Consider the following 11574-nt stretch of genomic DNA (forward strand, 5'->3'; position numbering starts at 1 on the left):
ATATTTCTTCTCCTCTTCTCTTATTTTGCATACACTTCTTCTAAAATTGATGTCGGTACAGGATCTGGCATTGCTTCTGCTTCATCCGTTGCTTGATTGATTTCTGCACGAATTTCTTCATCAATTTGGGTAATGTCTTCGTCTGTTAAATAGCCCTCTTCTAATAATTGTTTTTCAAAAAGCTTCACTGCATCGTTCTTTTTCATTTCTTCAATTTCTTCTTTTGAACGATAAACAGATTGATCATCGTCAGCGGAATGAGAAGTCAAGCGAGAAACCATTAATTCAATCAATTTTGGTCCTTTTTTCCCGCGAGCCGCTTTTACTGCTTCTTTAAACGCTAGATAGACTTCAGTAAAATCACTACCATCAACGGTCACACCTTCAAAGCCATAAGCTTTCGCGCGATCGGCCATTCGTTTATTGGCATACTGTTCTTCGATTGGGACAGAAATCGCATATTCATTATTTTCAACAACAAAAATGACTGGCAATTTTTTTACGCCTGCAAAGTTCATAGCTTCTTGGACTTCTCCTTGATTGGCAGAGCCTTCCCCAGTGGTGGTCAATGCAACAAAATCAGCTTTTTGAAGTTGCGCTGCATAACCAACACCTGTCGCTAATGGCATTTGTGTACTTACTGTTGAAGAGAAGGAAACAATATTATGCTCTTTTGAACCATAATGATTCGGCATTTGACGACCATGGGAAGAAGGATCCGCTTCTTTTCCAAAAGAACCCATTAAAATATCTTTGGAGGTCATGCCCCAAACCAAGCACGCGGTCATATCACGATAATACGGTAAAAAATAATCTTTTTGAGGATCAAAAGCCATCGCCATCGCTACTTGTGCAACTTCTGCCCCTTGACCAGAAATATTGAAAGAGGTCTTACCAATCCTTGTTAATTGCCACAACCGTTCGTCTAAACGACGTCCTCTTAGTACTTCACGATATGCCTGAATCAATTCTTCTTTTGATAAACCTGATTTTTTAAGCGCTTTCATTTTCATCAACCTTTCTCTATTTGTGAATCGCTAAGCCATAAGTATCTAAGGCTGCTTCTTGCAATACTTCTGTCATTGTTGGATGCGCATGGATTGCTTCACCAATTTCAATGGGCGCGGCATCTAAATACATGGCAGTACTTGCTTCGGCAATTAAATCCGTGACATGTGGGCCAATCATAGAAACCCCTAATAAATCATCGGTCTTCTTGTCACGAATTACTTCTATAAAGCCATCTGTTTCTCCATAAACAAGTGATTTACCATTACCATTAAAATTAAAGGTGCCAATTACTACTTCTTTTTCTGCTGGTAAAGTTTCTCTAGTATAGCCGACACTTGCTATTTCAGGATTTGTATAAACACCTCGAGGTACGTTTGTATAATTTAAAGGTTCAACTGTCTCGCCTAAAAGATGCTGAACAGCTAACTCTCCTTCTTTCATAGCCACATGTGCTAGTTGGAGTGTATCGATACAATCACCAATCGCATAAATATGTCCTTCTGTGGTTTGATAAAATTCATTTACTTCAATGCCTTTGTCAGTATATTTCACTGAGGTATTCTGTAACCCTAACTTATTGATATTGGGCTGACGTCCAATTGCTACCATGACTTTGTCAACGGTGAGGGTTTCTTGTCCTGCAACTTCTACTTGAACCTTTTGTCCAGTAACTTTCGCTTCTTGGACTTTGCTTCCTAATAAAATGTTAATTCCTCGTTGCTCTAAACGTTTCTTTAATTCTTTAGAAATTGTTGCACTCTCATTTATAAGTAAACGATCCAAAAATTCAATGATAGTTACGTTGACACCTAAACTATTTAATAAAGAAGCCCACTCGACACCAATAACGCCACCACCAATAATTGCAATTGATTCTGGTAGCTCTTCTAATTCAAGCATCCCATCAGAAGATAAGATAAATTCTTCATCCAATGGCAAATTAGGTAACGTTTTAGAACTAGAGCCTGTCGCAATAATGACATTTTTAGGAACGATAATTTCTTCTTCTCGTGTTGGATCATTAAACGTAACTGCCACTGCGCCAGAGACTGGTGAAAAAATGGAGGGACCTAAAACCTTCGCCTGCTAAAATTTTGATTTTATTTTTCTTGCATAAGCCTTCAACACCTTTGTGTAACTACTCAATAATTCCTTCTTTCCGTTGTTGTATTTTAGAAAAATCAATGGACGCTGCCTCTGTTTCAATCCCAAAAGAAGCCGCTTGTTTTAAGGTATCAAAAACCTCTGCGCTTCTTAATAAAGCTTTTGTAGGGATACAGCCTTTGTGCAAACAAGTGCCACCTAATTTGTATTTTTCAACAATTGTGACGTTTAGCCCTTTTTGTGCAGCTCGAATTGCTGCTACATAGCCTCCTGTTCCGCCACCTAAAATCAGTAAATCTGTTTGTTCCGCCATTTTGATCACTCCTGCTCAATTTTTGCTTCACTATAATTTAAAGCTTGTTCTTCCCCTGTTAATACTCGATTGACGCCTTCATATAAAGCAGCCATCTCCATTTCACCTGGGTAAACCTTAATTGGTGCAATCCAAGTGACTTTTTGACTAATTTCTTGAACAACGGTTTGCGAATAGGCTGCGCCCCCTGTTAAAATAATTGCATCAATTGTGCCTTCAAGAACCACGGCCATCTCGCCAATACTTTTTGCGATTTGGTAACACATTCCTTTTAAATAGTAATTTGCTGTTTGATCACCTGCAGCTATTTGTGCTTGGATATGCCGTAAATCTGTTTCACCTAGGTATGATTTAAGACCGCTATTCCCCGCAATTAGCTTTTTCACTTGGCTAATCGTTAACTCCTGTTCAAGTATCCATTGCGCAAATTCAACGAGCGGTAAGGCACCACTGCGTTCTGGCGTATAAGGACCTTCACCATCAAGCCCATTTACCACATCCACCATGCGGCCTTTTTGATGCGCCCCCAAGCTAATGCCCCCACCTAAATGAACAACGATAAAATTGCTTTGCTCATATGTTTTCCCTAAATCCTCAGCGATTTTTCGAGCGACCGCTTTTTGATTTAAGGCGTGACCAACGCTACGCCGCTGAATGCCTTTTAATCCAGAAATCCTGGCTAATGGCTGTAGCTCATCTACAACAACAGGATCGACAATAAAGGCTGGCACGTGATATTTTTCTGCAAACTCATTAGCTAAAATCGCCCCTAAATTTGAAGCATGGGTATTAAAGCGTTCTGTCCGCAAGTCTTCTAGCATTTGTTGGTCGACAAGATACGTACCGCCAGGAATAGGCTTAAGCAAACCACCACGCCCTACAACAGCGGCTAATTGTATGATGTTATGTGTTTCTAAAAATTCCGCGATCATTTGTTTTCGAAATGATGTTTGACTGACAACATTTTCAAAAGGTGCCAATTCTTGGACGCTATGTCTAAGCGTTTCTTCTGCCAAGCAATCATGATTAGCAAAAAGCGCTAACTTCGTGGAGGTCGAGCCAGGATTAATAACCAATACTGTTTCCATTGTTTTCTGCTCCTTTTTTTAAACTTGTCTCATGGCAAATCTTAATGAATGGAATTTGCTTTCTGTCGAATCGCTTCTAGATGTTAAAACAACTGGGACTTTTGTGCCAACAATCGTTCCTCCCACCTTGGCGTGCCCAAACAAGGTTAATGATTTGTATAAACAATTTCCAACATCAATAGTTGGGACCACTAAAATATCTGCATCCCCCATGATAGGACCGCTGTAACGTTTATGCGCAACCGCTTCTTCAGAGGTCGCTAAATCAAGCGAAAGTGGCCCAAAAACCGTAGCCTCTTGTTGATCATTAAAATGTGCCGTGACTTCTTTTGCTAAAACAGACGAAGGCATTTTAGGATTGAAATTTTCCGCTGCGCTTAACAAAGCAATTTTCGGGTGATGCAGTCCCAATTTTTGGGCGACTTCTTTAGCATTTTCAACAATTTCAATGAGGGTCGCTTGAGTGGGGGCGATATTCATCGCACAATCGGTTAACAAGAAGGTTTTTCCCGCAGGCAGCTCCACCATTGCTACATGGGAAAGAATCGGTTTATTTTTTAATTGATGCTCACTTTTCAACATTTCTTTCAGTAATGTGTGGGTCTGAATAATTCCTTTCAATAAAATTTGTGCTTGACCGGTTGCAACTAAACTGACAGCTTCCTGTGCTACCGCGGCCTCATCTGAGCAATGAACATATTTCCAAAGATTTTCAGTATCAAGATTTTCATTTGTATCAAATACAATAAACTGCAACGGTTGCTCGGCTTCTTTTAGTGCTTTTTTAACTAACTGTAAAATCTCTGGTTGTGAACCTCCTGCAATTGAAACAGTGATCATTTTCTCACCTCATTTTTTCTTCTTTACACTTTAAATCTACCTTAGTATGTAAACGCATACAAATTGTTAATTTTTATGTCCTCATTAATATTTTTTATAGAGAAGGAAAAGCTTAGTAAATCAAGCTTTTCTTTCTCTAAACAATTGTTATCTAATTTACTTTTCATGAAAAAACTTCTTTTCTAAGAATGAAAGGAAAACTTATGCTTCGGCACAGCTGTTTATTTATGTCAGATCCTAAAGCATGTTATACTTTAGATACTTATTTTTAGGAGGAATTAAATGGCACTACTACTATTCTTTTTGTTTATCGCCCTACTAGGATTTGGTATATTAAAAATTAATAACCGCAGTATCCTCGGCGGTATCACTCTGGCTTCCGGCACCTTATTGTCATTAGTCACCTTACTATTTATCGGATTAGACAAAATTTATTTACATTTTAAGAATGGCGACCTAATTACCTTGGCCATTGCTTATCTATTAATTCCCGCTGTGTTTATCGGCATTTGCCTTTACTTTATTTTTAACTCACGTACGATGCAAACGAAAGAAGGCAAAAGTGTCACGGCTAAATTGTCGGCGGGCTTAGGGCTGAACTTATTAATTGCTTTACCAGCCTTTCTATATTTATTATCAGTTGGCACAGCGCAAATACCTTATGTGCTTTTTCTGTTCTTACTTTTTCTATTGTTAATGGATCTTTTGCTGACCTTTCTATTTGCTGCTTACGTCTTGTATTCATGGATGTACCAAATGATTCCTTTAAAAAAAGCGGTTGATTATATCATTGTTTTAGGTTCGGGAATTCGTAGCGAGGAAGTACCTCCACTTTTGAAGAGTCGGTTAGATAAAGGGATTGAATATTATGAAAAAAATCCCACTGCTAAATTTGTAGTCAGCGGTGGTCAAGGTCCTGACGAACCTGTGGCCGAAGCTTTCGCAATGAAAAAATATTTGCTTTCACAAAATATTCCTGCAGAAGCAATTTTGATGGAGGACCAATCCACAACCACTTATGAAAATATGTTGTTTTCTAAAGCAATAATTCAGGCAGATTGGCAAAAGATGCCGTCTGATTCTAAACAACCCTCTGTTATTTTTTCAACAAATAACTATCATGTCTTACGAGGAGCTATGTATGCCCATCGTGTCGGCTTAAAAGCTGAAGGTGTCGGGGCGCCAACTGCCTTATATTTTTTACCAACTGCTCTAATCCGAGAATACATTGCCTTACTGGTTCATGATAAGCGAATTGTGCTTTTTGTTTTTCTACTTGTCACTCTTCTTTTAGGAATCAGTATCTTACCCATCTAAAAAAACAGCGACTCACATTTTTGTGAGTCGCTGTTTTTATTCTTTTAATATAAAAAGGTTTAATGAACGTAATTGGCTATCAATGCAATCAGCCATAAATGGAGCGGATAGAATCCGTAAAATAAATATTTGAAAAATGGTGCTTTGCTCCCTCTCTCACCATTGTAAAGCGATATAAAGGGTAACACAGTGATAAACATAAAATCAGAATTATAAGCTAACATTTCAATTGTCGTTGGCCAATCTCCCAACCATTGAAAACTTGTAACTAAGAAAAAGAGCGCTAATGCACCATATAAACAGTTCCGTAAGACAAGTCTCTTTCTGGCTAAATACGTAATCAACATAAAAGGTAACATCACAATGCCACCTTCAGCAAACATTGCTCCTATTCCTAAAATTGCTAGTATACTAATCAATAAAACAATTTTTAAACTGATTTTTGGCATCTCTAGCATCGCTTTTGTCACAATTAACATACTGACACCAAGGGCTAAGGTGAAGAAAATATTGTTGTGAACAGCGACAGCTGGATTATTCACTAAATGATTTAGAAGCGTATTTCCAACAAACATGATTGCTGCCCAAATATACAAACGACCATTGTAACGATAAACATTCCGTGTATAGTTGAAACCTTCTACAGCCATGTAACCAAAAAACACACCGACACAACGAGTAATTACATGAAAAATCAGTGCCCATTCTGGCGGAACAAAATAACTAATATGGTCAAGAACCATTAACCCCATCATCAATAACTTTAAGCGATTTGCGTTCATGAATCGTCTCCTTTATTTTTTCTACAGAAACTATCATATCTTTTTATATAACAGAAAACAACGAACATTCTTGTTAGATTCAACCATTCTTTTTGTCACTTTTGTTAAACTTGGTACCGCAAAGATAAATCTTCAAATAAATAATGTTGGTATTTAAATTGTTCAAAATGAATTTTTCGAATTTCTTGCTTAATGGCTGTTAAGCATTCATCGACCGTCATCAATGATTCTTCTTTTAGAAGCGCCTCTTCTATTAATAATTTGCATTGGCAATCAATCAATAAAAGTTGACTATAGAATGTGTAAAATGTTTCTTTATTTAATTTTTCAATCAAATTTTTAGCTTGATTCTGCAGCTTTTGATAACATTTGGTCAATTTTTGGTAATCCATTAAATCAACTAACTGACCTTGTTTTAACATGTTACTAAAGTCTAAATCCCAAAGCATTTCTTTAGTCGGCTGTTGCAATAAATAATACATAGAATGACTACTAATAATTTCAGTGGTCGGTTCTTCAATTGTTTCATAAAAAGTCACAAAATATTCTCGCTCAATCACAGTAATAATTTCTTCTTCTGAAAGCTCACAATCTTCTAAATTTTGATAGAATATCAATAATTTAATCCGTTCATCTATTTTATTCAGCGAAGCGACTAATTCAGGAAAAAGAACCGACTGACAATTTTCTACTAATTCTCTTGCCTTATTTTGTTCATTTTTATAAAAGTTGTATAACTTTTTCCGCTGTTTTAACGAGTTTAGTAAGTTATCGGGTATATTCCAGTAATATTGTTTCTTCATAGCATTCCCACTCTTCTTTTTTATGTACAATTTTACAAAATTGGTCTTAGCCAATTTCGTCTCTAGTTATTCTATCAAAAAAGTGATGCTTTTTTACTGACAATAATTACTCGTTTTACGCCCAAAAAGTGAAAATCTAGCTGTTAAGTAATTATTGGGGCTTGTTTCCCTAGGGCCGAAAAAACTTTTTCCTTTTAAAAGTCCAGAAAAAGACCTACACTAGAGATAGACAAACGTTGGAGGGATTTAAATGGATTTACACTTAACGAATAAATTAGCATTAATTACTGGTTCAACCAAAGGAATTGGCAAAGCAATTGCGATTGAAATGGCTCGTGAAGGGACCGATGTCATTATCAATGGGCGCAATGAAGCCGAAGTAACTAAAGTTGTTAAAGAAATACAAACAATGTTTCCAGACACTCATCCTCAAGCAGGGACTGCCGATATTTCCATTGAAAGTCAACGAGCTACTTTGCTTGAAAAATTCCCTAAAGTCGACATTTTAGTGAACAATATGGGGATTTTTGAGCCAATGGAATACTGGGACATCGATGACGCCACTTGGGAAAAATTTTTTACTGTGAACGTGTTGTCAGGCAATGCATTAGCAAAAGCTTATCTACCTAAAATGCTTGCACAAGATTTTGGTCGCATTATTTTCATCGCTAGCGAAGAAGCGGTGATGCCTTCTGGCGAAATGCCCCAATATAGCATGACAAAAACGATGAATCTTTCCTTAGCTAAAAGTTTATCCAACTTAACTGTTGGCACACATGTCACCGTTAACACGGTTATGCCTGGCTCAACCCTTACCGAAGGTGTAGAAAAAATGTTGGAAGATATGTACGCTGATTCAGACATTCCCAAAGAGGATTGGGAAAAAGATTTCATGAAAAATCATCGTTCTCGTTCACAAATCCAACGGCTCATTCGACCAGAAGAAATTGGTCGTTTTGTTACCTTTGTGGCCAGCCCAGATTCTTCTTCTTTCTCAGGAGAAGCCTTAAGAATCGATGGCGGCTTAGTTCCAACAATCTTCTAAAATAAACAAAAAAGACAGCCAGCAAAAATTCACATTTTTTGCTGGCTGTCTTTTTAAGCATATTAATTGATTACTTACCAAAAGTAAGTTATATTTATCTCGAATTCGAAATAAAAAGAGGTGAAACAATGAACCAACAGCAAGAAGCTTTAAAAGCCTATATCGGTTTATTAAGAACCAGCCATCGACTAGAGCAACTTGCCAAGCAAGATGTCACTTGTTATGACTTAAACATTACAGAATTTTCAGTATTAGAGCTGTTACTCCATAAAGGTCCTCAGACCATCCAAAAAATTAAGGAGAAAATTTTAATCGCTAGCAGTAGCACCACTTATGTTATTGACCAATTACATAAAAAAGGCTATGTAACGCGCACCCCCAGTGAAAAAGACCGACGCATTACTTACGTTGAATTAACAGAAGCTGGAAAAACATTAATTGAAGAAATTTTCCCGACGCATGCAAAGCGAATTGCAGAAGCATTTGAACAACTCTCTTCCGAAGAATTAACACTTCTTCAAAAAACTTTACGAAAAATAACAAATGAAACGAAATGAGGAAATAATGATGAAAAAAGAAGATCAATTATTAGGAATCCACCACGTTACAGCTATGACAAGTGATGCAGAAAAAAACTATCACTTCTTTACAGATGTTTTAGGGATGCGTTTAGTCAAAAAAACAGTGAATCAAGATGATATCTATACTTACCATACCTATTTTGCTGATGATTTGGGTACACCAGGTACAACCATGACCTTTTTCGATTTTCCCAATAACCCTAAAGGATTAAAAGGAACCAATACAATTTCAAGAACAGGGTTCCGGGTTCCTTCAGATGCAGCTTTGACTTATTATGAAAATCGCTTCAATGAATTTGCTGTCAAACACACAGGCATTTCTGAAGAATTCGGGAAAAAAGTCCTTCGCTTTTGGGATTTTGATGATCAAGCGTATCAATTAATCTCTGATGAATTAAATCAGGGCGTTGCAGCGGGCACCCCTTGGAAAAAAGGACCTGTTCCAACAGAATTTGCGATTTATGGCTTAGGACCTGTCGAAATAGCTATTTCCTATTTTCATGAATTCAAAGAAGTCTTTGAAGAAATTCTAGGCTTTCACGTAGTGGCACAAGAAGGCAATCGCTATTTACTAGAAGTTGGACAAGGTGGCAATGGTGCCCAAGTCGTTTTGGTAGACGATGATACTAGCTCACAAGCGCAACAAGGATATGGTGAAGTACATCACGTTGCATTCCGCCTAGCGGATCGTAAATCACTTGGGACTTGGCAAGCGCTCTTTGATCATTTAGGCTTACAAAACTCTGGCTATGTCGATCGTTATTATTTTGAATCATTGTATGTTCGCATTGGGCATATTTTAGTCGAATTAGCCACCGATGAACCAGGATTTATGGGGGATGAACCTTACGAAACATTAGGAGAAAAGTTATCTCTTGCGCCATTTTTAGAAAACCGTCGTGAATATATTGAGAGTGTGATCAAGCCTTTCAATACAAAACGAGCCTAAGGAGGAAAAAACATGCATTCAATTTTTAAAAAAGGACATCCTGAAGCACCTGTCTTTGTGCTACTTCACGGTACAGGTGGTGATGAAACATCTCTCCTACCAATTGCCCAAGAACTAAATAAACAAGCTACTGTGCTAAGTATTCGTGGTGATGTTTCAGAAAATGGAATGAATCGTTATTTTAAGCGCCTAGCGGAAGGTCATTATGACTTAGAAGATCTAGAAAAACGCGGCGAGGCGCTTCATAAGTTTATTCAACAAGCCGCTAACGAGCATCAATTTTCATTGGATAAAATTATTTTTATTGGCTATTCAAATGGGGCCAATATCGCTATTCAATTATTGCTTACTCATCCCGACAGCTACCATCAAGCTGTCCTCTATCATCCCATGTTTCCTGTTGAATTGACCAATCAACCAGACTTGACCGACACTTCTGTTTTATTATCTCTAGGAGAGCATGACCCGATTGTCCCACTTCCTGAGAGTATGCGTGTGATTCAACTATTTCAGAATCATGGAGCAACCGTACAAGAGGTTTGGACACAAAGTCATCAATTAACTTATCAAGAAATTAAGGAAACACAAACTTGGTTGGCACATCTGTCCTCTTAACAAAAAAGTGGGTCCTAAGTCATTTCGACTTAGGACCCACTTTTTCTATTTTAAGATAATTCACTGTCTGAGCTTCTTTTTATTCTGCCATTTGAACAACTATTTTACCAACTGCATGGTGCGTTTCACTGAGTGCATGTGCATCATAAATCCCTTGTCTAGAAAAAGGGAAAACTTCACCAATAATTGATTTAACTTTTCCAGCTGCCATCAAATCAGCAATTTTTTGTAATTGTTCTCCATTTGGTTGAAGCCAAATACTTTCAGCAGAAATATTTTTTTCGGCTGCCAATTGTTTATCTTCAATTCCCACAATTGAAACAAGACGACCGGTGTTTGGTTTTAAGACGGCAAAACTATTTTTTTGAACCTCACCACCCATTGTATCAAAGACTAAATCAACATCAGTTAATACCTCTGCAAAATTCGTTGTATGATAATCAATCACTTCATCTGCACCAATTTTTTTCAGTAAGGTATGATTTTTTGCGCTAGCGGTCGTGATGACATGTGCGCCCGCTTCTTTTGCTAGTTGAATCGCATAAGTACCGACCCCACCTGCACCCGCATGAATTAAAACAATTTCTCCTTCTTTAAGGTGACCATGATCAAACAATGCTTGCCAAGCGGTTAAACCAGCCAACGGAACGGCAGCCGCTTCTTCAAAGCTAATTGTTTCAGGGATTTTTGCTAATAAATGATCATCCACAATCGTTACTTCTGCATAGGTACCAAAACGAGTAGTTTCAGGACGAGAAAAAACTTTATCGCCAACTTGCCAATCCGTTACTTGACTCCCCACCTCTGTAATCACACCAGCGACATTCCAACCAAGAATAATCGGAAAGGACCAATCAAACATCTGTTTTAAATATCCTTCACGCAATTTCCAATCAATCGGATTAATTGATGTCGCGTATTCTTTTACCAACACTTGATGTTCCGATAATTCTGGCAGTGTTACTTCTGCTTCTTCAAGTACCTCTTTACTTCCGTACTGATTAATCACAACAGCTTTCATAAACCAACTTCCTCTCATTTGTTTCATTTTTCACACTTTTAGTATACGCCTATTGCCTTCTTTTTATATAAGAATATGCTTTAGTTAAATTGAGAGAAAGTAGCT

The 11574-nt window shown here is 37.6% G+C and carries 11 protein-coding genes and 1 pseudogene; 5 read left to right on the forward strand and 7 right to left on the reverse strand.

What is annotated here, in order from left to right:
* Positions 1–20: 20 nt before the first annotated feature.
* The 4 genes and pseudogenes from IGJ63_RS06660 to ptb all read right to left on the reverse strand — a co-directional run bounded on the left by IGJ63_RS06660 (position 21) and on the right by ptb (position 4356).
* Positions 21–1013: a thiamine pyrophosphate-dependent dehydrogenase E1 component subunit alpha gene (locus IGJ63_RS06660; protein WP_438746133.1), complete on the reverse strand. Its 993-nt coding sequence runs from the start codon at positions 1011–1013 to the stop codon at positions 21–23.
* A 10-nt stretch (positions 1014–1023) separates the two neighbouring features.
* A pseudogene (gene lpdA / locus IGJ63_RS06665) lies at positions 1024–2428 on the reverse strand (dihydrolipoyl dehydrogenase).
* 5 nt (positions 2429–2433) lie between these two features.
* Positions 2434–3516, reverse strand: a complete 1083-nt coding sequence (gene buk, locus IGJ63_RS06670; RefSeq protein WP_002369343.1) for a butyrate kinase — start codon at positions 3514–3516, stop codon at positions 2434–2436.
* 18 nt (positions 3517–3534) lie between these two features.
* Positions 3535–4356, reverse strand: a complete 822-nt coding sequence (gene ptb / locus IGJ63_RS06675) for a branched-chain phosphotransacylase (RefSeq protein ID WP_002360223.1) — start codon at positions 4354–4356, stop codon at positions 3535–3537.
* A 282-nt stretch (positions 4357–4638) separates the two neighbouring features.
* Between ptb and IGJ63_RS06680 the strand changes: the two genes are divergently transcribed.
* Entirely contained in the window at positions 4639–5673 is a 1035-nt protein-coding gene (locus tag IGJ63_RS06680; protein ID WP_002382358.1) for a YdcF family protein, read from the forward strand.
* Positions 5674–5732: 59 nt separating this feature from the next.
* On the opposite strand, the gene IGJ63_RS06685 is transcribed toward IGJ63_RS06680, so the two are convergent.
* Together IGJ63_RS06685 and IGJ63_RS06690 are read right to left on the reverse strand one after the other, a co-directional pair.
* Entirely contained in the window at positions 5733–6455 is a 723-nt protein-coding gene (locus IGJ63_RS06685) for a TraX family protein (RefSeq protein WP_002357468.1), read from the reverse strand.
* 104 nt (positions 6456–6559) lie between these two features.
* Complete coding sequence (locus tag IGJ63_RS06690; RefSeq protein WP_002382359.1) at positions 6560–7312, reverse strand: DUF7006 family protein; 753 nt, start codon at positions 7310–7312, stop codon at positions 6560–6562.
* Positions 7313–7508: 196 nt separating this feature from the next.
* Between IGJ63_RS06690 and IGJ63_RS06695 the strand changes: the two genes are divergently transcribed.
* The 4 genes from IGJ63_RS06695 (at position 7509) to IGJ63_RS06710 (ending at position 10448) form a co-directional block, all read left to right on the forward strand.
* On the forward strand, positions 7509–8303 hold the full coding sequence (locus IGJ63_RS06695) for an SDR family NAD(P)-dependent oxidoreductase (RefSeq protein ID WP_002364009.1): 795 nt from the start codon (positions 7509–7511) through the stop codon (positions 8301–8303).
* A gap of 128 nt (positions 8304–8431) precedes the next feature.
* Positions 8432–8860 (forward strand): MarR family winged helix-turn-helix transcriptional regulator, encoded by a 429-nt coding sequence (locus IGJ63_RS06700; RefSeq protein ID WP_002366740.1) that lies wholly within the window; start codon positions 8432–8434, stop codon positions 8858–8860.
* Between the two features lie 10 nt (positions 8861–8870).
* Positions 8871–9833, forward strand: a complete 963-nt coding sequence (locus IGJ63_RS06705) for a ring-cleaving dioxygenase (RefSeq protein WP_002381868.1) — start codon at positions 8871–8873, stop codon at positions 9831–9833.
* A 12-nt stretch (positions 9834–9845) separates the two neighbouring features.
* The gene (locus IGJ63_RS06710) at positions 9846–10448 is read left to right on the forward strand and encodes an alpha/beta hydrolase (protein ID WP_002361880.1); all 603 of its coding nucleotides are present in this window, start codon (positions 9846–9848) and stop codon (positions 10446–10448) included.
* Positions 10449–10527: 79 nt separating this feature from the next.
* On the opposite strand, the gene IGJ63_RS06715 is transcribed toward IGJ63_RS06710, so the two are convergent.
* Positions 10528–11496 (reverse strand): NADP-dependent oxidoreductase, encoded by a 969-nt coding sequence (locus IGJ63_RS06715; protein WP_438746136.1) that lies wholly within the window; start codon positions 11494–11496, stop codon positions 10528–10530.
* Positions 11497–11574: the final 78 nt, after the last annotated feature.

Source organism: Enterococcus sp. DIV1375a, from assembly GCF_051712205.1.
Classification (GTDB): Bacteria; Bacillota; Bacilli; order Lactobacillales; family Enterococcaceae; genus Enterococcus; species Enterococcus faecalis.